Source organism: Marinobacter sp. MIT932201 (genome assembly GCF_047123295.1).
GTDB classification, from domain to species: domain Bacteria; phylum Pseudomonadota; class Gammaproteobacteria; order Pseudomonadales; family Oleiphilaceae; genus Marinobacter; species Marinobacter salsuginis.
The window spans coordinates 3,105,922-3,130,812 of the sequence record NZ_CP138917.1 but is presented as its reverse complement, the minus strand read 5'-3'; the positions used below and the strand labels follow the sequence as shown (position 1 = coordinate 3,130,812).

Genomic DNA, 24,891 nt, shown 5'->3' with positions numbered 1-24,891 from the left:
TTGCCGATGATACGTGGCCCGTCTGGAAGGTCAAGTCAACTTGCCATTGATCAAGTGTATACTCCCGATAAATATTTTATGAGAGAGTCCCATGACCGATAGCTATCCCAACCTTCTGAAACCGCTGGACCTCGGCTTCACCGAACTGAAGAACCGGGTGCTGATGGGGTCCATGCATACGGGCCTTGAAGATCGGTTCTGGAACATTCACAAGCTTGCCCGCTATTTCGCTGAGCGAGCCGAAGGTGGCGTCGGGCTCATGGTAACGGGTGGCTTTTCGCCCAATCTGGTCGGGCAGTTGGCTCCACTTGCTTCAACCATGAACAACCGGGCCACGGCTTTGCTGCATCGCAATGTGACGGGCGCGGTTCATGAGGCGGGCGGAAAGATCTGCATGCAAATCCTGCACGCCGGTCGCTACGGGTACCAGCCACTTATTGTTTCGGCGTCGGCCACCAAAGCGCCAATCAGCCCATTCAAGGCACGCGCCCTGTCCACGAAGGGCGTTGAGCGGCAGATCAACGATTTTGTCGGTGCCGCGAAACTTGCCAAGTTTGCCGGTTATGACGGCGTTGAGGTGATGGGCTCCGAGGGCTATTTCATTAACCAGTTTTTGTGCGAACGGACAAACAAGCGGACAGACAAGTGGGGCGGGCCGTATGAGAACCGTATGCGCCTGCCCGTGGAAATTGTTCGCCGGATGCGCGAAGCAGTGGGGCCCGACTTCATCATTATCTATCGGTTGTCCATGCTGGACCTCGTTGAGGGCGGACAGACCTGGGATCAGATCGTAACCCTGGGCAAAGCCATCGAGCAGGCAGGTGCCACTATTATCAACACCGGCATCGGCTGGCACGAAGCGCGGGTGCCCACCATTGTTACTTCGGTGCCCCGTGGCGGCTTCGCCGATGTCACCGCCAAGTTCTATGGCGAAGTGGATATCCCGGTGTGCACCACCAACCGAATCAACACTCCGGAGAAAGGGGAGGAGATTCTGGCGGCCGGCAAGGCGGATATGGTGTCCATGGCGCGGCCTCTGTTGGCGGACAGCGAGTTTGTGCGCAAGGCCGAGCAGGGGCGCAGTGATGAAATCAACACGTGCATTGCCTGTAACCAGGCCTGTCTGGACCATGCCTTCCAGGCCAAGCGGGCTTCCTGCCTGGTGAACCCCCGAGCCTGTCACGAAACCGAGCTGGTATTGACGGTAGCGCCTGTTGCGCGCCGGGTCGCCGTGGTAGGTGCCGGACCTGCCGGTTTGGCCGCAGCAACAACAGCCGCGAAACGCGGCCATAAAGTGACGCTGTTCGAAGCGGATGACCAGATTGGCGGCCAGTTCAACTACGCCAAGCGCATCCCGGGCAAGGAAGAATTTTATGAAACCCTTCGCTATTTCCAGCGCCAGATCGAGCTGCTTGAGGTTGACCTCAAACTCGGCACTCGTGTGGATGCTGAGTCACTTAAGGCGCAGGGTTTCGACGATGTCGTGATCGCCACCGGTGTGAAGCCGAGAACTCCGTCCATTGACGGCATTGATCATCCCAAGGTGCTCGGCTATCTCGATGTACTTCGCCATAACAAAACCGTTGGCAAGAATGTGGCGGTTATCGGCGCCGGCGGTATCGGTTTCGATGTCAGCGAATTCCTGACCCATGATTTCAGCCATCATCCCGAAGGCGAGCAGGTCAGCGTTGCCGACTGGCAGGCGGAGTGGGGCGTTAATCCCCATTTTGATGGCCCCGGCGGCCTGGCGGAACGTCAACCGACCCCCTCGCCCCGCAAAATTTATCTGATGCAGCGAAAAACCGGCAAGGTCGGTGGGGGCCTGGGCAAGACCTCGGGCTGGGTGCACCGCAACAGCCTGAAGCATCGCGAAGTGGAAATGCTTCGTGGGTGTCGCTATGAGCGCATCGACGACCAGGGACTGCATATTTCAGTCACCGATAAAGAGGGCAAGGTGACGGAAAGCCGGGTGCTGCCGGTGGATAATGTGATAATTTGCGCCGGTCAGGAGCCGTTCCGGGAACTTTTCGATCAGTTGTCGGACTCTGGGGTTAACGCACATCTTATCGGCGGCGCAGACGTTGCCGAAGAACTCGACGCAAAACGGGCCATCCGGCAGGGAACGGAAGTCGCAGCCAAACTATGACATTACTTATTGCCTTCGCAGTGCTTTCGATAGGCTTCTCCTTCTTGTGTTCCATTCTCGAAGCCGCGTTGCTGTCGGTGACGCCGAGCTACATCGCCTCATTGAAGAAAGAGAAACCGCAGCTGTTTTCCAGATTGCGCAAACTCAAAGACGATGTGGACGACCCCCTGTCTGCAATCCTTACACTGAATACCGTTGCCCACACCGTCGGCGCTACCGGTGTCGGCGCCCAGGTCACCGTGGTCTTTGGTGAGGCCTGGCTCGGTATCGCCTCTGCCGTGATGACCCTCGCCATCCTGATTTTCTCGGAAATCATTCCCAAAACCATCGGGGCAAAGTATTGGCGGGGCATCGCTCCTCGATTGCCTGCCATTCTGGGCTTCATGATCAAGGCGCTGTTGCCGTTCATCTGGTTGTCCAAACAGGTCACTCGGCGCATTGCCTCGGGTGAGGCAGATACGGACATCCGCGCCGAGATCAGCGCCCTGGCAGAAATAGGAAAAGACCAACAGGCGCTGGACGAAGATGAGCGTCGGATGATTCACAACGTTCTGCGCTTCCACGAAATCAAGGTCAGTTCGGTCATGACACCGCGGACGGTTTGCAAATACGTCGATCCGGACGTTACCTACGAACAATTCCGCGACCAGGTCAGAAAATCACCCTTCTCCCGTTATCCGGTGATAGACGAAGACGGGGAGGCACTCGGCTACCTGCACCGGGCCGATCTGATCAACCTCGATGCCGACGTCGACCTCCTGGAACACATGCGCAAGATCAAGCGTGTGAAAGGCAACACCAACATCGAATTCCTGTTCTCGGACATGCTGAGAGAACGGCAACACCTGGCCGTGGTCTATGACGAACTGGGGACCTGGTTGGGGATAGTGACGCTGGAGGACATATTGGAGACACTTTTGGGCACGGAAATCATGGATGAAACCGATAATGTCTCTAACCTCCGCCGGTACGCGAAGCAGCGCTGGAGCCGTCGACTGAAGAAGTATGGCTCCGGATAAACAGGGATGTGAGGTTTAACGGGCGGCTTTCAGTGCATTGGAAATTGCTTCGGCTTCTGCTTCAAGTACCTGACACCGAAGGCTGTTTCCCTGCTGCATCGCCTGCTCGATCTGCTTTCGTTTCATGTCGTACAGCTTGCTCAAGATATCTGCCTGGCTTTGTCTGATCGGTGCGTTCATGGCGGGCCTCCCCAAAGTGACACCTGTCGGTATTCTTTACGTTCAAGACCGGATGTTGGCCTTCGCTGAAAACCGATGCATAACCCGGGCCAGTCGGGGGGTGGCAACATTACCTGACAAAGCGGGGCCGGTAAGCACCCGGGGATAGCCCGGTATGTTTGCGGAACAGACGAGTGAACGAGCTCACGTCCTCATAGCCTACCAATTGCGTGATTTCATCAATCGGTAACCGCGATTTCTCCAAATGCTGACGTGCCACCTCAATCCGAAGAAGCTGCAGGTACCCTGTAGGCGTATCGCCGGTGGCTGTCTTGAACCGGCGAATCAGGGAGCGCTCGGTGAGTCCGCCCAAAGAAGCCATGCGGTGGAGGGTGACGGGTTCACTGTAATGGCTATCCAGCCAGTCCTGAAGCTTTAGAATGGCAGCATCGGAATGGTAGCGCCGGGCCTGGAGTGCACTGTAGGGCGCCTGACTGGTCCGCCCTGCATCAATCACAAACGCCTTCGCCAGCTCCCTTGCGACTTGTGCCCCCGCGTACCTTTCCACCAGATAGATCCCCAGATCCCACCAGGCCATCCCGCCCCCGGCACAGGCAACGTCGTCGTCCACCGTAACGAGCTTGTCCGGCTGCAGGTTCACCGCCGGGAAACGTTGCCGAAACTGATGGCTGAACCCCCAATGTGTCGTCGCTTGCCGACCATCCAACAGCCCCGCCTCGGCCAGCATGAACGCCCCGGTACAGTTACTGGCTACCCGGACCTGCCCGGCGTCTGACGCCCGAAAGGCGCCGAGCCACTCAATGAGCTCCGAATTCCCTGCCAGCACAACATCAATTGGACCGCCAATTGTCGGTATCACCACCAAATCACTGTCGTCGCCCCCCGGAAGCAATTCGTTCCAGGCTCCGTCTGGCTGAATGGTCAGCCCGTTTATGCAGCGGCAAGGCGCTCCGTCCTTCGTGAGAAGTCGGGTTGTGAATTGGGGTACCGGCGTTTCATCGTTAATCCGCGCCCAGGTAACGCCGGCAAGACGGAAAAGGTCAATAATCCCGGTGATGGCACTGGCAAGTGCCCCGTCAAAACCGATAACAGAAACGGTTCGCATGCATTCTCCAAGGTAGGCTCTGGGGTGGGTCAGTCTGGCCGGGACTGTCTGCAGCATGGATGCTGCAGTCAAGCCTACATGGATGTATTCACGGCGTGTCCCGGCCAGACTGACCCACCTCAGAGCCGGTCGGTCAGCAATGAATCAGCGACAGGTGATCAGGTGGTGGCAATATTGACCATAATTATGTCATAAACGCCGGTTCCCAGGAAAAACCAGTTGTGAGAGGCTGTCGACAACAAACAGGAGACCAAGCATGACCGACACCCTGATCGACCGCCGCGACCTGGCGTTCCAGCTATACGAAGTACTCGATACCGAAAACCTCACCACCCGCGAGCGCTTCAGCGAACACAACCGCGACACCTTCGATGCCGTCATCGAAACCGCCGACAAAATGGCCCGGGAGAAATTCGCCACCCACAACAGCGCCGCCGACAAAGACGAGCCGAAATTCGTCAACGGCCAGGTCGAGATGCTTCCGCAGGTAAAAGAAGCCTTCGACGCCTACGCCCAGGCTGGCTTCATCGCCGGACGTTACGACTATGAACTGGGCGGCATGCAATTGCCGGAATCCGTCATGGCAGCGTGCAACGGCTTCTTCACCGCCGCCAACCCGGGCACCGCCGGCTACCCCTTCCTTACCACGGCTGCCGCCAACCTCATCCGTGTCTTCGGCAACGAAAAGCAGAAAAATACCTTCCTGCCGAACATGCTCAGTGGCCGGTTCAGCGGAACCATGGCGCTGACCGAGCCCCACGCCGGCTCTTCCCTGGCAGATATCCGGACATCCGCGTCGCCCACCGACGAAGGGCACTATCTGATCAAGGGTGCCAAGATCTACATCTCAGGGGGAGAGCAGTCCATCACCGACAACATCGTTCACATGGTGCTGGCCAAAATCAAAGGTGCGCCTGCGGGCGTGAAGGGCATCTCCCTGTTCATCGTGCCCAAGTTCCTGGTGGATGACGAAGGTAACCCCACCGAGCGCAACGGTGTAAGCCTGGCCGGTTTGATCCACAAACTGGGCTACCGCGGTACCACCTCAACGGCACTGAGCTTCGGTGACGACGCCCCGTGTCAGGGTTACCTGGTTGGCGAACCCCATCAGGGTTTGAAATACATGTTCCAGATGATGAACGAAGCGCGGGTTGGTGTTGGTTTTGGTGCTGCCGTAATCGGTTATCGCGGTTACATGCACAGCCTGGAATACGCCAAAGATCGTCTTCAGGGCCGCAAGGCCAGTGAAAAGAATCCGGAAAGCCCGCAGGTTCCGATCATTGATCACGCCGATGTAAGGCGCATGCTGCTTGCCCAGAAAGCCTACAGTGAGGGTGGTCTGGCCCTGTGTCTCTATGGCGCCCGGTTGATGGATGACCAGCACACCCACCCGGACGAACAGAAACGCCAGGAAGCCGGCAAACTTCTGGACCTGCTCACCCCGGTGATCAAGGCCTGGCCGTCCGAATACGGCCCCAAGGCCAACGATCTGGCCATCCAGGTCTACGGTGGTGCGGGCTATACCCGCGAATATCCGGTGGAGCAATGCTGGCGCGATAACCGACTGAACCCGATTCATGAGGGCACCAACGGCATCCAGGCCCTGGATCTGCTGGGCCGGAAGATCTGGCAGGATCAGAGCCATGGTCTGCAATTACTGATGCAGGAAATGCAGGTGGACCTGCAGGCGGCTACAACCGATCGGTGCCAGCAGTGGGCCTTGTCCCTGAGTGAAACCCTGCAGCAGGCGGTGAAGGTTACCCAGAGTCTGGGCAAATCACTGATGGAAGGCGACCCCGATAAAACTCTGGCCAACGCGTCCTGCTACCTGCACCTGTTCGGGCATATTATCGTTGCCTGGATGTGGCTACGTCAGGCCAACGCAGCAGCCCACGCCCTGGGCTCCGCCAACACAGATGACGAGCGCAACTTCTACCAGGGCAAGCTGCAGGCGGCCCAGTATTTCTTCCACTGGGAACTGCCCACCGTGGCCCAGGATCTGGTACTGCTGCGCAATCAGGACGATACCTGCCTGAACATGAAGGCCGACTGGTTCTGATCTAGGGAGCTCTCCCGGCCTGCCAGTATCGGAGTAGGCACGATCAGCGGGTGCGGCTTCCCGGGACACGCTACAAGCACATCCGTGTGCGCTCGGCTGTGGCCATCCTTGGCCACAGACGGTCCCGGAAAGCCGCACCCGCTGGTCGCGCCCAAAATTGGGTAGGGCCTGCAGAGAAAATAAAGGTTTTAAAAGGTAGGACAAATGGCTTTGGTAAGCGTTGAAAAGAAAGATCACATTCTGCTGATCGGGCTAAACCGCCCTGAAAAGATGAACGCCATGAACCGCGAGATGTACCACCAGATCGCGGCGGCCTATTACCAGCTGGAACACGACCCGGAGTTAAGGGTAGGTCTGATGTATGCGGAGGGAGACCACTTCACCAGCGGCTTGCAACTGGACGACTGGGCCGGTGTCTTTGCCAACGGCAAAGGTATTGAGCCGGGCGAAGGTGAACTTGATCCGTTCCACATCACCGGTGAGGCACTCAGCAAACCTGTCGTCTTTGCTGCCCAGGGTATTTGCTTTACTTGCGGCGTTGAGATGATGTTGAACACGGACGTGCGCGTCGCCGCTAAAGGCACCCGCTTTGCCCAGCTGGAAGTAAAACGCGGCATCTTCGCCTGCGGCGGCGCCACCATCCGCCTGCAGCGGGAAATCGGCTGGGGGAATGCCCAGCGATACCTGCTGACTGGCGATGAGTGGACTGCCGATCAGGCCTATCAATGGGGGTTGATCCAGGAATTGGTGGAACCGGGCGAGCAATTCGACGTTGCGTTGGAAATCGCTGAAAAGATTGCCAAGGCCGCCCCTCTCGGTGTCCAGGGCAGCCTGAAATCGTCAAAAATTGCCGTCGGCGAAGGGCAGGAGGCTGCGAAGCAGCGTTTGTTCCCGGATCTGCAGCCGGTAATGGCCAGTGAAGATGTCAAAGAGGGAATCCAGTCTTTCCTGGAACGGCGCGAAGCTGTTTTTAAAGGCAAGTGACTTCTAAATTTCCTCGAGAAACACGGGCTTAAGGAAGCTATAAAAAAGCTGGCGAAGTCATCAGAACTGTGGGCAGCGAACCGGGGGATTCCTTCCGGGAGTGTGAGCAGCAGGGATGCTGCGATCAAGCCCCCATGGATGGGTTCACGGCGTCTCCCGGAAGGAATCCCCCGGTTGGCTGCATGCACCAGACCCCGAAGGCTGGGGCCTGGCCTAAAGCGCAAGAAGAATTCAGGCGGCCTCGGATTTCCTGGATTCGTGACGAGCCTTAGCTTCTGCCGCCACCTCCGCAGCGTAGTCCGCATACTTGGCCATCAGTTCCTCTTTCCGATCCGGATCCCAGTTGATTTTGCTCAGATCCCCCTCGTAGTGATCAATCACCCGCTTATCCATGGTTTCATACCACCACTGAGGCAGGTAGGCCGGCAAAAGCATTGAAGCATAACCCCCGGGCAACTGGGGCGCTTTCTCAAAATGCCTCAGGGCCTGGAAGCTGCGCTGTGGATGAGCATGATGATCTGAATGCCGCTGCAACTGATACAGGAACAGGTTGGTCACAATGTGATTACTGTTCCAGCTGTGCTCCGGTTGGGTCCGCTCGTACTTCCCGCTCTTGTCCTTCTGGCGCAACAAGCCGTAGTGCTCAATGTAGTTTACGCTTTCCAGCAGGCTGGCACCGTACACCGCCTGGGCCGCCAGGAAAGGCACTGCTCTTGGTCCGCAAACCAGGGTTGTCGCGCCAAAGAAGCCAGCGCTCATGGCCCAGCCCTGCAGTAGCTCGTTGTCCAGGCTCCAGAAGGTTTTACCCTTGCGGGCAAGTCTCGCCTTCTCGATCTTGATGGAGGATTTGATGCCTCCCAGCACCGTGCGCGGCAGGAATTTCCAGAAACTCTCGCCCATGCGGCTGCTGGCGGGATCCTCCGGCGTAGCCACCCGTTTGTGATGACCGAAATTGTGTTCGACAACAAAGTGGGTGTAGCCGGTGGGGGCCAACGCCGCCATCGACAGCAGCTTGTTCAGTTTGTTGGATTTGTGGCCAAGTTCATGGGCCGTGTTGATGCCCACGCCATTGATGGCGCCGACCGTCAGCGTCAGCCCTATCTTGTCGTCCAGGGGCGTGCTTTTGCGGCTGGCAAGCCAGGCGCCCATAAAGGTCATGGCGTACTGGGTGGGAATAAACGCCTTCACAATCCGGTCGTAGTACTTGTCCTGCTCCAGTGTCTTCACCGCCGATTCCGGAGGGTTGCTCTGATCTTCACCAATAGCGCGGTCCAGGGCGGGAATGATTCCGTGCACCAGCGCCGGGCCAGTCCAGGCAAGGGCTTTCAGCTTCTTCGGAGCCAGGGCATAGCCGGTCAGGGCGGCCAATCCGATTCCCGGCAGGGCAGGGCCGAGCAGCCACATGTAGCGTTTCGGGTCTTTCCAGTTGCCAGTGGCTTCCTTTTCGACAGGCGATGAGACCTGATGTGATTGCAGATTGTCTGGGGTTTTGGTGTTCATTGTTTTCTCCCGTTCGGTGCGCGTACCTGCAATTTATGTCGGACAATCGAACAATGCAACGGACGTCCAGATCCAGACCAAACCTTGGCTCGAAATGACAAATGGCTTTTCTTTGGCACAAACCCCGTTTCTGGGCCAGACTGACATAGACAACAAGAGCTGGATCACAAGGAAGAATCAGCCATGCCAAACTCTTCGTCTGCCACTGCTTCATACTCTGTCCAGGGGATGCTTCGCGAATACCTGTCTACCGGCAGGCTTACCGAAGTGGTCTACCGTGATAGTGCCGGCCAGGTATGTCTTGTCCACGATGTCATTCGCGATCTTTTCAGTCGTGCCGGGCAGGATTTTCTTCTGCTCGGGCGGGGAATCATGCTGCCGTTTGATCATGTGATTACCATTAATGGCCAGGTGCTCTCCGACAGCGCCGATTAACGAAAGGGTAATCGGCCGGTAATTGTGTTTGTCAGAGTTCACGCCGTACCCTGTGCTCCGTTGTAAATACTTACCAACAGAGGGATATGGTATGAACAAGCTCACACTGAGTGCGCTTTTGATGGTGTTGACACTTGGCCTGGCTGCCTGCAGCTCGGAAGACAACGAAGGCGTGGATGTCGAGCAGGCAGCAGATAACGCCGGAGAAATGATGGAAGACGCGGCGGATTCCACCGAGGAAACCCTGGAAGAAGCCACCGGCCAGGATGAAAGTGCCATGGGCGAGTTGCAGGAAGGCGCAGAGGAAGCTGGTGATGCCATGACTGATGCCGCCGAAGAAGCTGGCGATTCCATTGAGGAAGGCTACGAAGAAGCCACTCAGCAATAACCGAGTGAGCTGACCGCTCCGCCGCAACAGATTGCACGGAGCGGTCGGTCCCCCGGTTCGAGCGCTTGTAAACTAATGTTAACGAATTTGTCTTTTTAACTTCCGCTTACTGTCATATTTCCCGCCGAAACTGGCCTCTCAACAACATTGACCCGCTGTTCTTTGAGAGAGGCAATAACATGGCTAAGCACGACCTTGATCCCAATTACCTGGATCCCAACTACGAGCCGGTAGTCAACCACACTGAAAACACCCCCTTCCACCAGGCCCTGTCTGCACGCATGCAGCGACGCACGGTGATGAAAGGCAGCGTTGGCGCGGCGCTTGCCAGCGTTATGGGGCTGGGGCTCGCCGGTTGTGGCAGCGACAGCAACGACGGCACCACCAGTAGCAATGTTTCAAGTACCGATATCGGCTTCAAGGCGGTACCGACATCTACAGCCAACGAGGTAGTTGTTCCCGAAGGTTACTCTACTGAGGCATTCCTGCCGTGGGGCACGCCCATTACAGGGTCTTACCCTGCCTACAAGCCGGATGGCACCAATACCGGCGCCGAGCAGGAACAGCAAATGGGTATGCACCATGACGGTGTGCATTTCTTCCCCATCGATCTGAAAGCGGGCGGCAACAGCTCCAGTGAAGGTCTGCTCGTGATGAACCACGAGTACATCAACCAGGGCGCTCTGCATGCCAACGGCGCAACCTATGTAAACGATATGCGCCCTGCGGACGAAGTGCGCAAGGAAATCGCAGCACACGGTGTTTCTGTCGTTCACATCAAACGCGACACCAATGGCAAGTGGGACATCGTGTTTGGCAGCCCGTTCAACCGTCGTATTACCGGTAACACCGAAATGGATATCCGTGGCCCGGTTCGTGGCTACAGCAAGCTGATCACCAAGTACAGCCCGGATGCCACCGAGACCCGCGGCACTCTCAACAACTGTGCGATGGGTCCGACGCCCTGGGGAACTTACCTCGCTGCAGAAGAAAACTGGCACGGCTACTTCGCCAATGGCGATGCCACGCAGCCACGTGAGCAGACCCGCCATGGTGTAGGCAGTTCCAGCCGATATGATTGGGAACTGGCGGATAGCGCCGCGGACCAGTACGTTCGATTCAACGTGAGCACGATCGGCGCAACCGCTGCGGATGACTATCGCAACGAGGCCAACACGTACGGCTATATGGTCGAGATCGATCCGTTTACTCCTGAAAGCAAGCCGCAAAAATGCACTGCGTTGGGCCGTTTCGGTCACGAGGGCGTCATCTTCGCACCGGCCAAGGAAGGCGAGCCGGTGGTTTGCTATTCCGGCGATGACTCCCGTTTTGAGTACATCTACAAGTTCGTATCGTCGAAGCCCTACTACGCCGCCACCGCCGGTGGATATCTGTTGGATGAAGGTACTCTGTACGTAGCCCGGTTCAATGACGACGGCTCCGGCGACTGGTTGTCACTGGATCTCGACGACGCGGACTTTGCAGCCAAGGTTGCTGCAGCCGAGGGCACTCAGGTGGGTGATGTCCAGTTTGACGGTTTCGAAAACCAGGCTGACGTTCTTCTGAACACCCGTCTGGCCGCCGATATCGCCGGTGCAACCCCGATGGACCGCCCGGAGTGGGGGGCTGTCGACCCGAATTCGGGCCAGGTATATTTCACGCTGACCAACAACTCCCGCCGGACGGAAGAGCAGGTTAACGCCGCTAACCCGAACGCCAACAACCGCACCGGTCATATCATCCGCTGGAGTGAAGAAGGCAATGACCATACTGCCACCAGCTTCGATTGGGACATCTTCGTCTTTGCTGGTGAGCAGGGTACGGAAACCGTGGTGGATGACGAGGTGATCGTATCCCTGACTGACGACAACATCTTCAACAGCCCGGATGGCCTGTGGTTCGACTACAACGGTCGTCTCTGGATCCAGACCGATGGCTCCGATGCAGCGCCTTACCAGAACAACATGATGCTGGCTGCCAACCCCGAGACCCGCGAAATCAGGCGCTTCTTCGTCGGTCCCGTGGGTTGTGAGGTTACCGGCGTTGTCTCCACTCCCGATGTGAAGACCATGTTCGTCAACATCCAGCACCCCGATGGCAACTGGCCAGATTCCAGTGATCCGCGCCCCCGTGACGCAACCGTCATCGTCACCAAGGACGATGGAGACGTGATTGGCGCCTGAGCCAACATTGAAGTAGTAATCTGAACACCGCAAGCCCGGCCTGCTCGGTAACAGAGTGAGTCGGGTTTGCGGTTTTTTGTTTCAGAAATGCTATTCCCCGCCGATATGTATATTAAATACACTAAAGTATGAGTTATAAACTCATGTCAATTCTTTAGTCTCCACAATGGCCTTTAATAACAAAATGTTTGCAGAAGCAACGAAAAAGAAGAGGTTTCTATGGGCTTACTGGATCGGGCTTCAATTCTATGGGGGTTGGCGGTTGCCGTTGTTCTTGCGGTCGTCTGTGCAGTGGTGGCGCCTTTGTTAGGTCTGGAACCTGCGTCCATTTTGATCGGGCTCGTCGTCGGCCTTGCGGCCGCTGGCGGTTTCCTTATTGTCCGGGTGTTGGAGCCAACTGAACGGGGCCTCAAGGCTCTGAATGACGGCACCCTGTCTGACAATCATCCGCTGCATGCCCAGTGTCACCAATTGCTTGCCGATGCCAGGGCTGGACGCGCGCTGGTGGAAACCCTGTCTGGAAGCGCCGACAGAAACGCAATATCGGCTGCCCAGGTGTCTTTTGCCGCTGATCAACTGAAGCTCCGGCTTGATCGTCAGGTTGAAGAAACCGCTCAAATGGCCGACTACGCAGGCCAGATTACCGAGACTGTCCGGGAGTCCTCGGAACAGGCCACGGATGCGGCTACCATGGCTTTGCAGAACAAACAGGTCAGCACCGAGGGACGTGAGGCCCTTGTCTCCGCCATCGACAGCGTCAGGGCAGTGCATCAGCAGTCCGGGGAAAATCTGCGGCTGATCCAGGAGCTGAACGAGAAATCCAACAAGATCCAGGGTGTAACCACCACAATCCAGGGAATCGCTGAACAGACCAACCTGCTTGCTCTCAATGCGGCCATCGAGGCCGCCAGGGCAGGTGATCAGGGGCGCGGTTTCGCGGTGGTTGCCGACGAAGTGCGCCAACTGGCGGGCCGAACAGCCCAGGCGACGGGGGAAGTGGCTGAAACGCTGGAAGAAATACGGTCCGATACCACGTTGATCGTGTCTCGCATTGAAGACCTTGCCCGCAGCATCGAGGAAGGACTCGCCTCAGTTGAGAGCGTGGGCGAGCGATTGGACCAGATCAGTTCCCAGTCGGACCGGGTTCAGCAGCAAGTAGCCCGAATTGCCGAGATCGACCAGAACAACGAGCAGAGTCTGGCCCAGGTGTTCTCCGCCATTGAAACGGTGCGTGACCAGATCTCGGAGAGTGATACCAGCGTTTCTTCACTGGCAGAGCAGGCTGCGACGCTGATGGAACTGGCGGAAAAAGCCAATGCTTCATTCGCCTTGAACAGCGAAGCAAGTTATCACCGGCCCTTTTTCGATCAGGCAAAAGCCGGCGCTGACCAGATTGGCCAGATGTTCGAGCAGGCTATACGGGATGGCAAGCTTTCGGAAAGCGCTCTGTTCGACAAGACGCGGACTCCCATCCCGAACACGCATCCGCCGAAATACTCCAGCAGCTTTGACAAGTTTACTGATCAGTACCTGCCGGCCATTCAGGAACAGGTGAAGAACGCCCATGAGGCCATTGTCTTTGCCATAGCGGCTGCGCCCGACGGGTATGTACCGACCCACAACCGGGATTTTGCACACGCACCAACCGGAGATCCGAAGGTGGATCTGGTTAAAAGCCGAAGCAAGCGGCTGTTCAACGATCGCACGGGTATCCGCTGTGGTCAGCACACCGAGAACATGCTTTTGCAGACCTATCGACGGGATACCGGCGAAATCATGCATGATCTCTCGGTGCCGATCTATGTGAATGGCAAGCATTGGGGCGGTTTCCGCCTGGGCTACCGTCCGGATAATCACTGACCGGGTCGGGATTATCGACTCTAGAGGCTGTGCTAGACTCCAATTGTCCAATCAATAGGAGAGTTGTCTTGGCTGAACCGGAGTTTATACCTGCCGACACGGATCCCGCTTCCCGCCGCAGTGACCCGGCGCGTAACCTGGCGGTGGTGGTCTACATCCTTCAGGCACTGTCTTTTTTCGTGGGAGGCATTACCGGTCTGGTGGGTGTAATTATCAATTACGTGAAGCTGGACGACGTTCGCAATACCTGGGTGGAGCAGCACTTCCGCTGGCAGATCCGCACCTTCTGGATTGGCCTGCTCTGGACGGTGATTGGCATTGTGACCACGCCGATTATCATCGGCTGGTTCATTCTCCTTGGTATTTCTATCTGGATCATCTACCGGATCGTCAAAGGCGCTCTGGCTCTGAACGATGGCAAGGCACCCTCCTGAGGAGGGTGCCCCTGATCAGTCCTCGGTGACTTCCTTCAGGCGGATTGCGCTGAACATCCCTGCCAGCCCCATCAGTCCAAGCACAATGATGACTGCTACCTCTGAGATCATCGATACGAGGGCGGTCAGGCCGCCGGTAACCAGCAGAAGAACACCAATGACCGTGTTGCTCACCGCCGTGTAATCGGTGCGTTTGTTGCCGCCTGCCATATCCACCAGATAGGTTTTGCGCCCCAGCCTGACGCCTGCGTGGGCGATGCTCAGAACGAAAAACGCGACCGGGTAGAACCATACACTGCCGATTTCCGTCCCGATAAACAGCGCGGTAAAACCGACGAGCAGACACACGCCGCTGGCCATTGCAGCGCCACGGATCATGACTCTACGGCTTGAGGTGTCCGCGGCCCAGCCCCAGAAGCTGGCACTGAGGGAACTGGCCAGACTGCTGGCCAACAGGAAGATACCCAGCATCCAGCCAATGTCGGATTCTTTCTCTGCAAGCACCACGAAGTAGGGCGACGCCAGGGCCGAGCACAGTAAAAGCGCCCGGGTGATCACGAAGTGTCTGAACGGTGCATCATCGCGGAGCAGGGAAAGACTCTGGAACGCTTCGGTGATGGCGTTACCGCCACCTCCGGTTTCACCTTCAAACTCTTCTACTCCGGCGAACAGGAATCCGGCAATGACCCAGAGAACACCGGCGAGAAGTAGTAGCACGGTATAGAAGGCAATGGTCGGGTCGCCGCGTTCCCAGAACAGGAGGGCGGTCAGCACAACGGTGGCCGTGCCGCCAATGGTAGAGGCCAGTCCGCCAAGTCTCCCCCGGCGGGTTTTCGGAATGCATTTGCCCTGAACATCTTTCATGGATACCGAGCAGAATCCTCGGGCCAGGGAAAACACAATGAGGGCGGCTATGATCCCGGAACCTGCGACATAGCCCTCGAAAAACCAGATGCTCGCCGCCATGGCCACAACACTTGCAGCCTGGCCGAAACTTCCGAGGGTCCAGAACCACTTGCGAACGGGTTTGCGGCGCACCCAGGCTGCGATGACCATTTGTGGAACGAGAGAGCCGGATTCGCGGATCGGAACCAGCCAGGCCACCAGCGCAGGAGCACCGATGGCGCTCATCAACCAGGCCAGGACGGTTTTGGGGCTGATGAGGAGATCGCCCAGCTTGGTCAGTACGTTGCTGGCGAGAATCAGGAAGAAATTTCGGGGCACCTCGCGACAGGCTTCCTCCGGAATGTCTTTGCAGACCCGTGCGTCTTCTTCGTTGGCAATCAGGCTGTAAAGCTGGTCGATGGTGTCCTTTCTGCTCTCGGGCAAACCGCTGTCCTCCGGAAAATGAGTCAGAAGGATACCAGTGTGGACCGGTATCCTTAAGTCCGGAGTACGGTGGTTGCCACTAATCAGACCAGATGGTGATCCCAGTAAACAGGAAGATCTGCCAGTTCCCTGGCCGGTGTGGTAGCGCCCATCCGAACCAGCTTGCCCTGGCCGGAGGAGATCAGGAAGTCGCCCCCGGCAAGGGCCTGGACACCGGCGCAATCGGCGATGGAGGCGCGGTTCACCAGTTCACCGGTACTGCCCCTGAAGATAATGGCTGTGCCACCAACAGGTGAGGCAGCAGCAACAAGGTCGTTCTCTGGATGGGCAACGACACTGGCTATGTAGTTGGCCATGGCTTTCTGGGTGTCCGCATCGAATCGGTATTCCCGCAGTTTTCCCTGTTCAAGGCGTGCCAGTAGGGGCGGCGTTTCGTACTGCGGTCCCTGATATTGAAAGGCCACGTACACTCGGCCACTCCCGCTGACGCTTACATGGCGGGCACTTTGCTGATGATGGGGCGGCTTGAAACGGCCAACGATTTTGCCGGAATGACGATTCATCAGAAGCAGGGCAGGATCCATGGTATCCAGATTCAGCTTTATACGGTCGTAGTCCGGGTGGGTCAGGATACCCCCGAGTCCGATCACCAGGGTTTCGCCGTCCGGGTGCATGGTCAGCTCGTGGGGACCAATGCCATTAAGATCGAAGGTATCGGTTCGCTGGTACTCCTTTTCCGCGTCGTATACCGCAATAATGCCTTCGCCCTGTTCGTATCGGCTGGCGGTTACGTATAGCCAGCGGCCATCCAGGGAAAAAACACCGTGGCCCACGAAGTGCTCGCCGGCTGCCGCGTCTATGCGATGTTTGAAAGCTCCCGTCGTTGTATCGAACACATAAAACGACCATCCGGGGCGACGATCAAAGAAAAGGGTTTCGCCCCTGGCAGGCCGGTTGCACCCGCTGTGGCAGCGTGTTTGAACCGGCGTTTGCCAGAGGACGTTACCGGTGCGATCGAACGCGCTGACGCCAAAGCTGCCATCCGGCAAGCCGATGGCGCCGGCATAGTGGTCTGGTTCGCCCGAGGCTTTTCGCGGAAGCATTGAACAGCCGGTCAGGGCCAGTGCAATACCACCGCCAACGGATACTTTGAGAAGGGTCCGCCGGTGCAAACGCATAGGAACAGTCGCCTCCTCAGTCGCCATCGCTCGAGTTGAAGCCTCTTACTACGTTGAGAGCAACCGCCGCCTGGTCATTCACCAGAATGGTCAACTGCGAAACGTCCACGTAGAGGCCCTGAAGGACCCGGAATTGGACTTCTTCGTCGAGTGCCGTTGCCATGGGAAGATAAGCACCAGGAAAGTTTTGCTGAACTTCGTTGAACTGATTACGAATGCGCTCAGCAAGGTGCTTCTCTTCGTTGCCTTCAAGCGCTGTCGTGAGCCCTGGCAAAAAGAACTGGTCCAGGCCATCGACTGTGGCCTCTATGGTCTTCAGTGTTTCGCCGCTGCGCCAGGCGTCCGTGATGTAGGGATTGCGCTTTCCATTCCCGCGCAGACCCATTGGTTGGGCCAGTCGGCGCTCCTCGAGGATCTCCAGTGCGGCCATCCCAGCGCGGACGGTAGTGTCGAAGTACTGTTCGCTCTTCAAGTAGTGAGGCCTGAAGCCCTGCCATCGGGTCACTAATTCGTCGCCGTTGCTCTCTACGTGGGCAGCCACGACGGTCAGCAGTTCGCAGGTCCGGGGGGCGGGCAGTTTGTTATCCCCGGTATTAAATGTCTGATCGAACAGCAGGTATTCAATCATCGGGAAGCCCTGAACGGCCACGCCGGATTGGCTGATCACCTGCGGAGTGATCGGTTCCTCGTCGCCGGTCAGGTAAGCTGCTTTCCGCGCGACCAGATTCTTCGGGTCGGGCCAGAACTGGAACTGCCAGGAAAGATTGTTGTTTCCGACCGGTCCGAAATCGACAAAGCGCACCCGCTGCCAGGCCAGGAAGGCATCCAGCCAGGCGGCTTTTAGTTGTTCCCGGCTTTGCGGGGCAGGATTCCGGCAGTAGTCCCGGGCGAGGTCAGCCAGAGCGCCCGTTTCTTTTTTCAGCGACTGATAGCCAGTCGCAATGCCCTCATACCATTGCTGGCGGGCCTGGCTGATGGCATCGCTTGCCCACACCAGGGGCGATGTTGCTGCGAGGATAAATGTGCACAGCAGTCTGGTGATCGGTTGCATGGCTGATCCTCAGAGTGAATTCAGGAAATCAATCAGGGCCGCACGATCCCCGGACGACATCTGGCGGTAGCGATCGGAGGCGGTCGCTGCCTCACCACCATGCCAGAGCACGGCTTCTTCCAGTGTGCGGGCACGACCGTCGTGCAGGAACCCGGCCTGAGGATTCACTACTTGCGCCAGTCCAATGCCCCACAGCGGGGGTGTTCGCCATTCGTTGCCATTGGCCAGGAATTCATCACGTCCATCCGCCAGAGCCGGGCCCATGTCATGGAGCAGCAGATCTGTGTAGGGCCAGATAGTCTGATTGCTGAGATCCGGGCGTTCGGCTACCTCACCCGTCTGGTGTCTGGGAGTATGACAACCAGCGCAGCCAATTTCGTTGAACAGTTTTGCTCCTTGTTGAACCGAACCGGACTCAAGATTTCGGCGTGCCGGAACGGCGAGGCTCCTGGCATAGAAGGTCACAAAGTTGGCAACCTTATCGCTTACTTCCGGTTCGCCGCCATGGGCGAACCGCTCACAGTTCTGCTCGGGCATGCAGTCGGTTGTGGGTTTCAGGGTCGAGGTCAGGCCCATATCGCCGGCGAAGGCACCCATGCTTTGCTGATGGACATCCGGCTCCGCCGCCTTCCAGCCAAATCGGCCAGGCCGCGTCTGTTCCGTTGCCAGATCCCAGACCTGGTTGAGTTTTCCGGAAATGCCATTGCCGTCGGCATCGTCAGGGTCATGAAGGGCTTGCAGTTTTTCGATGGGGATGGCTTCCAGCAGGCCCATTCCGATCATCTGCGGTGCTACCCTGGGTGAAACCAGCAGCTCGTTGGGCAACGGACCGTAGTTCGGGTTTTCGATGCGATACACAGGTTTGCGCAATTCCACAACAGTGCCGTCCGCCAGGGTCTTTTTTACCGGCGTCCATTCAATGACGAGGTCGGCCTCCGGTTTCGCTGCGGGAAGTGCAGCGGTCTGCAACTGGCTGCCGTAGACCGGTGCCGGTTTAAAACCGTGCTTGCGCAGAAGTTCGGCGTCCCGTACCGGGTCAGCAGGCACTGCCAGCCTCAGAAACAGGGAGACTGGCGGTTCATCAACACCGGGGGGGTGTCCGCGACCATCCTTGATGTGGCATCCCTGGCAGGAGTTGGTGTTGAACAGCGGACCAAGGCCATCACGGGCATCGGTGCTCGCCGGTGCCTCGACCCAGGGGTTCCGGAAGAAGCTGTTGCCCACGCTGAAATCCAGACGCTTGGTCATGGACAGATTGCCCTGGGGCAGCGAATAGGCGTTGGTATCTGACTGCTGAACCGTCCCCTCGCCACCGGTGGCGGGAGTGGTCTGAATAGGGTAACCCGCGTGGGTTTGGGCGGAGACGGGTGCGCTGGCAATTGCCAGCGCACCGATCAAGGCGAACGGTCTCATCATGCTCAGAACGCGTGACCGGCGTCATCCGGAGACAGGGCTTCGATGCCAAGGTCCCGCGCAGCCTGCTCAATGGATCCGGTCTGGGCGACCAGCGCCATGATCGCGCCGTTGACGATCCGGGTACCTTCGGCGTTCCCCGGTGCGATCATAGTATCGAATGCCATGGGGTTCTCGCTGCTCTCTGCACGAGCCTTAATCAGGGCAAGGGCTTCCATGGACGCATCCAACTGGTTGTTCAGGCGCGCATCCAGTTCAGGGTTGCTCTGCTGAACCAGGTCAGACAGAGAGTGTCCAGTCACCAGGCTGCCGTCGACACGACGGTAGGTGCCGGTATAGACATTCTGGATGCCCTGGCCGTTGTAGTAGTGGGAATTGTGGGTATTGTCGCTGAAGCAGTCGTGCTCATCTTCGTAGGAGTTGGCCTCCAGGGCAACCTTCATCCGTTCACCGGCCAGTTCACCCAGGGACAGGGAGCCCATTCCGAACAGCATTTTCTGAACACCTTCATTGGCGTCGGCGGCAGTCAGCTGGGCGCGATAATTGTCGTTGGCACCGGGTGCCCACTGGGCCACCATCCACTCCAGATCTGAGACCAGAAGGTCGGTTACCGCGTCCAGGTATTCCCCGCGACGTTCACAATTGCCATTGGTGCAATCAGCGCCCTCGGCGTAATCCGTAACCGGGCGCTCACCGGCGCCGCTTTCGAAACCGTGCAGATCCTGGCCCCAGAGCAAAAATTCAACTGCATGGTAGCCGGTAGCCACGTTGGCTTCAGATCCGCCTACTTCGTTCAGATCGGCCAGCAGTGCAGGGGAAAGAGAGGCCACATTCAATGTTTCACCGCCCACATTGATGCTTTTGCTCGCGATGATATTGGCGGTGGCCCCGGAGTTGCCCAACTCGTGCTGGTAGCCGTCAGCCTTGACGTAATCGATCAGGCCCTCATCCAGCGGCCAGGCGTTCAGTTGTCCTTCCCAGTCATCGACAATAGCGTTGCCAAACCGGAATACTTCAGTTTGCTGGTAGGGGATTCGCGCGGCGAGCCAGGCTTCTTTTGCGGCTGCAAGGTTCTCTTCGGTCGGGTTGGCAATCAGCCGATCGGTAGCGTCGTCCAGCGCGCGGGCGGTAATCAGGGCATCTTCATAGTTGGCGTGAGCAAGGTCGGCATAGTGTTCAACTACGGAAGCCTTGGTAGCGGGTTCTGGCTTCTCTGAGGCCCAGGGAGTATAAGCGCATCCCGCAGTTAGCATGGCGGCCACTGTTAGCGCCAGTGGGGCCGGACGAAACATGGATTTCATTCCTTTCTCCAGTTTTGGTAATCGTGGTGAAAATGAGAAAAATTAGCGTTCACGATTATGGTTGCCGACTGATGAAAAGGCAAGCGGGAATAGGGGGTGTGACCATGATGCGTGTCGGGTCCCTTGCTCTTGGCAACTGTGATCGGGCTTAATGGCTCCGTTACCAGGGAGCTATTTTTGTATGTTGAGCTATCTACACGCCTTCCACGCCGGCAATTTTGCCGATGTCCAGAAACACAGTTCACTGGCGCTTGCCCTTGCGATGATGCAGTCGAAAACATCCGGCATTGCCTGTTTCGACACCCACGCCGGCAGCGCCATATACGATTTGCGCAGTGAGCGAGCCCGAAAGACAGGAGAGGCTGATTACGGCGTTCAAAAGGTATGGAGCGGAAGAGATAGGCTAAGGTCCGGGGATTGGAAGCCGTTTCTGGACGTGCTGGCAGGATTCAATGCCGGTGACGGAGAGCTCTCTGTTTACCCGGGGTCTCCGGTGTGGTTCCGGCATTTTCTACGGCCCGCGGATGCGCTGACGTTGTTCGAACTCCATCCATCCGAGAGCGAACAGCTGGCGGGATGGGCCGCCGAAGCCCCCGTCCGCGTGCTCAAACAGGATGGCCTGGCCGGCCTTCTGAAGCAGCTGCCACCGAAACAGCCACGGTTGCTGACGCTCATTGATCCTTCCTATGAAATTAAATCTGACTACGTTGAGGTCGCTGAAACCCTGGCAAAGGCTTGGCAAAAGTGCCGTCACGGGGTTTATCTGGTCTGGTATCCGATACTCACGAGCGGATTGCAGCAGCAACTGAAAGAGGCTGTCGGGCGCACCGGCGTGCGCAAGGTGCTGTGTAGCGAGGTGCATCTCAGAAAGCCGCCGGAGCGGGGCATGGTCGGATCGGGCATGCTGGTGGTGAATCCGCCCTGGGGCTTTGATTCCCGTTTATCGGCGATGATGAGTGATGTAGCCGGGCCAGATGTTCTGAATCTGACCCATGATATTGGATGGCTGGTGCCGGAATAGTCCGGCAGTCTACTCCGGCTTATTGGCGTCCAGCTCTTCGATCAGTTGTTGCAAACGCTCGAAAATACGCTGTCCGCTCTCGCCGGTGCGTTCCAGATAGAGGTCACGCACAGGCATGCTGGCTTGCCGAAATGCCTCCCGCTCTGCATCTGTCAGGCGGACAACTTTCAGGTGTCCTTCTTCCAACATTTTTTCCAGCCGGGTCTGATTCAGTTCCTCCTGGGTCTCCCAGGCAATCTGCGCAACATCATTGAGACCGTTATCAAGCCATTGTTGCTGGTTTTCCGGCAACGCGTTGTACCAATCAAGATTTGAGACCACGGAGGCAACGAACTGTGCCGGCCGGGCAAGCGTCATGGTGCTCTGCACTTCATAGAAATCCATTTCCTCGATGGCAAAAACGGGATTGCTCTGGCCATCGATCTTACGCAGCTGAAGGTCGCTGTAGACCTGTGAATAGGGGATCTGACTCGGTTCGGCGCCATAGGCTCGAAAGGCTTCCTCGGCCATGTCGGATGTCATGGTGCGTATCCGCTGGCCATTGAAATCGTCCGGTGTGCGCAGCGCTTTGTTGGCCGTCCAGGCCATCCAGCCCTCTGGCACGAAGCCAAGCAATTTCATGTTCTGGTCGGCATAGGGCTGTTCAAACAGATTAAGGAGTTCCGGACTCGCCAGAAGCTGTCGGGTCACCTCAGCGTCGTCCGGCAGAACATAGTGCAGAGTGAAAAGGCCCACTTCCGGGATGGTGTTGGCCAGGTGCCCGGGAGAGGCGAAGGCAAGACTGACCGAACCGTTCTTGACGAGTTCGGTGAGCTGCGCCGAGGTGCCGAGAGAGCCGTAGGGAAAGATATCGACTTCAATCTTGCCTTCAGAACGTTCTTCTATGCGTTCTTTCAGGGCTTCGGCATAGGCGTGTTGAACGCTACCCTCGATTTCTTCCAGGGCGAAGCGCCAGGTGACGGGGTATTCGGGCGCTTCCGGTGCCTTGGCGGCCTCCGGCCCATGGTCGGTTTGGCTGTCTGAGCAGCCGGCCAGCGCAATGACCAAGGCGATGCTTAATGGCCAGAACCTGATACGGGCAGCGGGCATAACGGGGCTCCAGTTTTCTCAATCCTTTTCGACATTGGTAGACAAGGTAACACAAGAATGCGCCCCGCCGTGGGTAACAGGGTTCGATTGCATTACACTGTCGGCCAGACGATCCCGCGGGTAGAGGAGAAAATCGATGGAGTTCCAGTGGCTGGCAGGAGGCCGTGAATGAAAAACCAGAAGCAGGCGATGCTTTATGGCCTGGGCACGGTGCTATTGTGGTCAACAGTGGCAACCGCTTTCAAGCTGTCGCTCAGGGAGCTGGCGCCCGTTCAGATGCTGTTGATTGCCTGCAGTGCGTCTGTGGTCGTCATGGCCGTCATTCTGATGCTGCAGGGGCGCTGGCATCTGGTGTTTTCTCTCAGTCGCAAACAGTACGCCCAGTCGTTCGGCATGGGGCTGATCAATCCCTGCCTGTACTATTTTTTGTTGTTCGGGGCGTTTGACAGGTTGCCGGCCCAGGAAGCGCAACCGCTGAATTACACCTGGGCGCTGGTATTGGCCTACATGTCGGTGCCTTTTCTTGGGCACCGGCTGCGCAAGCTCGATATTGTGGCGGGCCTGATCTGTTACGCCGGCGTAGTGGTCATTGCCACCCGTGGAGCGGTGACTTCGCTGAGTTTCGAGGATCCTCTGGGTGTATCTCTCGCCCTCGGCAGTACCGTGGTCTGGGCGTCCTACTGGATTATTGCCACCCGGGATACCCGCGATCCGGTGGTTGGCCTGTTCCTGAATTTTCTGTGTGGGCTCCCGGTGATTCTGCTGATTTGCTGGTGGACGGAAGGTCTGGACTTTGCCTCGGGAACGTCGCTCGCCGCTGCGGTTTACGTTGGTGTGTTTGAGATGGGTATTGCCTTTGTGCTCTGGTCCTACGCCATGAAAAAGGCAGAGAACACGTCGAAAGTCAGCAATCTGATTTTCATCTCTCCTTTCCTGTCACTGGTGTTCATCTATTTCATTCTGGGGGAGCATATTCTGCCCTCCACCTACATTGGCCTGGTTCTTATCATGATGGGGCTCTGGATCCAGCAGAAAAAAGTCAAAGACAGGGAAGAGGCGTTAAATCTTGGCTAGCTGGTTTGTCTACATGGTTCGAACCGCCAGTGGAGCGCTCTACACCGGAATCACGACCGACGTTGAACGACGTTTCCGGGAGCATCAGGCGGGCGCGCCCAGGGGCGCCCGTAGTCTGAGGGGAAAGGGACCATTGGAACTGGTCTTCAGCGCCGCCGCTGGCGACAGAAGCCAGGCTTCCCGTCTGGAGTGGCACATCAAGCAGTGGCCCCGGCTAAGGAAAGAGGCCCTTGCCCGGGGTGAACTCAGCCTGCCAGATGACGTTTGATGTGTTCGCCAGCGGTTTCCATCGCCTTTGTGGCCCTGTCGAGCTGACCGCTGTGCACCTGAAAAACGTGCCAGAGGCTGTTGTATATCTCCAGGCGGGTTTCCACATCCTGACGGTTCGCCGCTTCAGCCAGCCGCTCGGCATCATTCAACAGAATCTCCTGGCTACCCACCTGGATCAGCAGGGGCGGCAGGCCGCTCAGGTCGCCGAATACCGGTGAGATCAGCGGATTGCTCAGGGATTCCTTTCCGGCATAGAGCTTTGCTGCCTTACTGGTCCAGCTTGGCTGGAGTACCGGCTCACATTCGGGTTCATAGAGCTGCTCCTGAGTGAGGTCTACCCAGGGTGAAAATACTGTTAGCGATGCCGGAAGGGACTGCTGCTTGTCGCGTAGCCGCATGGCCAGGGCAACGGCGAGGCCGCCGCCGGCGGAATCCCCGGCGACAGCGATCTGCTCCGGCTTTAGGCCCCGCTCCAGCAGGCCGTTCCAGCAAGCTTCCGCATCGTCCAGAGCTGCGGGGAAGGGGAATTCGGGTGCCAGCCGGTAATCAGGCGTAACAATGCTGCAATTGCTGGTTTTTGCCAGGTGCCCGGTTATGCCGCGGTGGGTACTCGAAGAACCAATGATATAGCCACCGCCGTGCAGATAGAGAACAGCGCCGTGCGGCTTGATGCTGAAACTGGTTCGGGTAACGGGAATACCGCCAACCGTGGTGGCTTCGAATTTTGCACCCTTGGGCGGTATCGAACTCCTGTAAGCCTGGCGCACAATGCGTCGCTGAAGCGGAACCGGCACCGTCGGGTTGAGAACCGGTCTTACCAGCCGGTTCATGGTCTGGCGCAACGCACTCTCCAGAAGGTGTTGCAACATCTG

Annotated in this window: 22 protein-coding genes; 12 read left to right on the top strand and 10 right to left on the bottom strand. The window is 57.6% G+C overall.

Annotated elements, in window-relative coordinates; all coding sequences use genetic code 11:
- Positions 1-91: 91 nt before the first annotated feature.
- Both SIC15_RS14285 and SIC15_RS14280 read left to right on the top strand, forming a co-directional pair.
- Positions 92-2,146 (top strand): FAD-dependent oxidoreductase, encoded by a 2,055-nt coding sequence (locus tag SIC15_RS14285; RefSeq protein ID WP_412536244.1) that lies wholly within the window; start codon positions 92-94, stop codon positions 2,144-2,146.
- Positions 2,143-3,165 carry a CNNM domain-containing protein gene (locus tag SIC15_RS14280; RefSeq protein WP_069182959.1) on the top strand — a complete coding sequence of 341 codons (1,023 nt, stop codon included), beginning with the start codon at positions 2,143-2,145 and terminating at the stop codon, positions 3,163-3,165. Before SIC15_RS14285 ends, SIC15_RS14280 begins: the two co-directional genes overlap by 4 nt.
- Positions 3,166-3,180: 15 nt before the next feature.
- Here the strand turns inward: SIC15_RS14280 and SIC15_RS14275 are convergent, their stop codons facing one another.
- Both SIC15_RS14275 and SIC15_RS14270 read right to left on the bottom strand, forming a co-directional pair.
- Positions 3,181-3,345 carry a hypothetical protein gene (locus SIC15_RS14275; protein ID WP_167352690.1) on the bottom strand — a complete coding sequence of 55 codons (165 nt, stop codon included), beginning with the start codon at positions 3,343-3,345 and terminating at the stop codon, positions 3,181-3,183.
- Positions 3,346-3,454: 109 nt separating this feature from the next.
- The gene (locus SIC15_RS14270) at positions 3,455-4,450 is read right to left on the bottom strand and encodes a GlxA family transcriptional regulator (protein ID WP_412536243.1); all 996 of its coding nucleotides are present in this window, start codon (positions 4,448-4,450) and stop codon (positions 3,455-3,457) included.
- 256 nt (positions 4,451-4,706) lie between these two features.
- Here SIC15_RS14270 and SIC15_RS14265 point away from each other — a divergent pair, with 256 nt between their 5' ends.
- A complete protein-coding gene (locus SIC15_RS14265) occupies positions 4,707-6,509 on the top strand; it encodes an acyl-CoA dehydrogenase (RefSeq protein ID WP_412536242.1) in 1,803 nt (600 codons plus the stop codon).
- 204 nt (positions 6,510-6,713) lie between these two features.
- The gene (locus SIC15_RS14260; protein WP_412536241.1) at positions 6,714-7,493 is read left to right on the top strand and encodes a crotonase/enoyl-CoA hydratase family protein; all 780 of its coding nucleotides are present in this window, start codon (positions 6,714-6,716) and stop codon (positions 7,491-7,493) included.
- Positions 7,494-7,724: 231 nt separating this feature from the next.
- Here SIC15_RS14260 and SIC15_RS14255 read toward each other — a convergent pair whose 3' ends face one another.
- Positions 7,725-8,993: an alkane 1-monooxygenase gene (locus SIC15_RS14255; RefSeq protein WP_412536240.1), complete on the bottom strand. Its 1,269-nt coding sequence runs from the start codon at positions 8,991-8,993 to the stop codon at positions 7,725-7,727.
- A gap of 183 nt (positions 8,994-9,176) precedes the next feature.
- Here SIC15_RS14255 and SIC15_RS14250 point away from each other — a divergent pair, with 183 nt between their 5' ends.
- The 5 genes from SIC15_RS14250 to SIC15_RS14230 all read left to right on the top strand — a co-directional run bounded on the left by SIC15_RS14250 (position 9,177) and on the right by SIC15_RS14230 (position 14,293).
- Positions 9,177-9,428, top strand: a complete 252-nt coding sequence (locus tag SIC15_RS14250) for a hypothetical protein (RefSeq protein ID WP_412536239.1) — start codon at positions 9,177-9,179, stop codon at positions 9,426-9,428.
- Positions 9,429-9,519: 91 nt separating this feature from the next.
- Positions 9,520-9,816, top strand: a complete 297-nt coding sequence (locus SIC15_RS14245; RefSeq protein ID WP_088556673.1) for a hypothetical protein — start codon at positions 9,520-9,522, stop codon at positions 9,814-9,816.
- 179 nt (positions 9,817-9,995) lie between these two features.
- A complete protein-coding gene (locus SIC15_RS14240) occupies positions 9,996-11,999 on the top strand; it encodes a PhoX family protein (RefSeq protein ID WP_412536238.1) in 2,004 nt (667 codons plus the stop codon).
- Between the two features lie 219 nt (positions 12,000-12,218).
- Positions 12,219-13,859 carry a methyl-accepting chemotaxis protein gene (locus SIC15_RS14235; protein WP_209400768.1) on the top strand — a complete coding sequence of 547 codons (1,641 nt, stop codon included), beginning with the start codon at positions 12,219-12,221 and terminating at the stop codon, positions 13,857-13,859.
- A 68-nt stretch (positions 13,860-13,927) separates the two neighbouring features.
- Positions 13,928-14,293, top strand: coding sequence for a DUF4870 family protein (locus SIC15_RS14230; RefSeq protein ID WP_069182968.1), 366 nt, complete (start codon positions 13,928-13,930; stop codon positions 14,291-14,293).
- Between the two features lie 15 nt (positions 14,294-14,308).
- Here SIC15_RS14230 and SIC15_RS14225 read toward each other — a convergent pair whose 3' ends face one another.
- From SIC15_RS14225 to SIC15_RS14205, 5 genes are all read right to left on the bottom strand, one after another.
- Positions 14,309-15,622 (bottom strand): MFS transporter, encoded by a 1,314-nt coding sequence (locus SIC15_RS14225; protein WP_412536237.1) that lies wholly within the window; start codon positions 15,620-15,622, stop codon positions 14,309-14,311.
- Positions 15,623-15,705: 83 nt separating this feature from the next.
- A complete protein-coding gene (locus SIC15_RS14220; RefSeq protein ID WP_412536236.1) occupies positions 15,706-16,800 on the bottom strand; it encodes a DUF1513 domain-containing protein in 1,095 nt (364 codons plus the stop codon).
- A gap of 16 nt (positions 16,801-16,816) precedes the next feature.
- A complete protein-coding gene (locus tag SIC15_RS14215; RefSeq protein ID WP_412536235.1) occupies positions 16,817-17,851 on the bottom strand; it encodes an imelysin family protein in 1,035 nt (344 codons plus the stop codon).
- 9 nt (positions 17,852-17,860) lie between these two features.
- Complete coding sequence (locus SIC15_RS14210; protein ID WP_412536234.1) at positions 17,861-19,267, bottom strand: di-heme oxidoredictase family protein; 1,407 nt, start codon at positions 19,265-19,267, stop codon at positions 17,861-17,863.
- A gap of 2 nt (positions 19,268-19,269) precedes the next feature.
- On the bottom strand, positions 19,270-20,565 hold the full coding sequence (locus SIC15_RS14205) for an imelysin family protein (RefSeq protein ID WP_412536233.1): 1,296 nt from the start codon (positions 20,563-20,565) through the stop codon (positions 19,270-19,272).
- A gap of 181 nt (positions 20,566-20,746) precedes the next feature.
- Between SIC15_RS14205 and SIC15_RS14200 the strand changes: the two genes are divergently transcribed.
- Complete coding sequence (locus SIC15_RS14200) at positions 20,747-21,586, top strand: 23S rRNA (adenine(2030)-N(6))-methyltransferase RlmJ (protein WP_069182973.1); 840 nt, start codon at positions 20,747-20,749, stop codon at positions 21,584-21,586.
- A 9-nt stretch (positions 21,587-21,595) separates the two neighbouring features.
- Here SIC15_RS14200 and dctP read toward each other — a convergent pair whose 3' ends face one another.
- The gene (dctP, locus tag SIC15_RS14195) at positions 21,596-22,675 is read right to left on the bottom strand and encodes a TRAP transporter substrate-binding protein DctP (protein ID WP_136631600.1); all 1,080 of its coding nucleotides are present in this window, start codon (positions 22,673-22,675) and stop codon (positions 21,596-21,598) included.
- 168 nt (positions 22,676-22,843) lie between these two features.
- Here dctP and SIC15_RS14190 point away from each other — a divergent pair, with 168 nt between their 5' ends.
- Both SIC15_RS14190 and SIC15_RS14185 read left to right on the top strand, forming a co-directional pair.
- Positions 22,844-23,749 (top strand): DMT family transporter, encoded by a 906-nt coding sequence (locus SIC15_RS14190; RefSeq protein WP_136631599.1) that lies wholly within the window; start codon positions 22,844-22,846, stop codon positions 23,747-23,749.
- Between the two features lie 13 nt (positions 23,750-23,762).
- Entirely contained in the window at positions 23,763-24,017 is a 255-nt protein-coding gene (locus SIC15_RS14185; RefSeq protein ID WP_083231791.1) for a GIY-YIG nuclease family protein, read from the top strand.
- On the opposite strand, the gene SIC15_RS14180 is transcribed toward SIC15_RS14185, so the two are convergent.
- Positions 23,995-24,888 (bottom strand): alpha/beta hydrolase, encoded by an 894-nt coding sequence (locus SIC15_RS14180; RefSeq protein WP_136631598.1) that lies wholly within the window; start codon positions 24,886-24,888, stop codon positions 23,995-23,997. The two genes, SIC15_RS14185 and SIC15_RS14180, sit on opposite strands and share 23 nt — an antisense overlap.
- Positions 24,889-24,891: the final 3 nt, after the last annotated feature.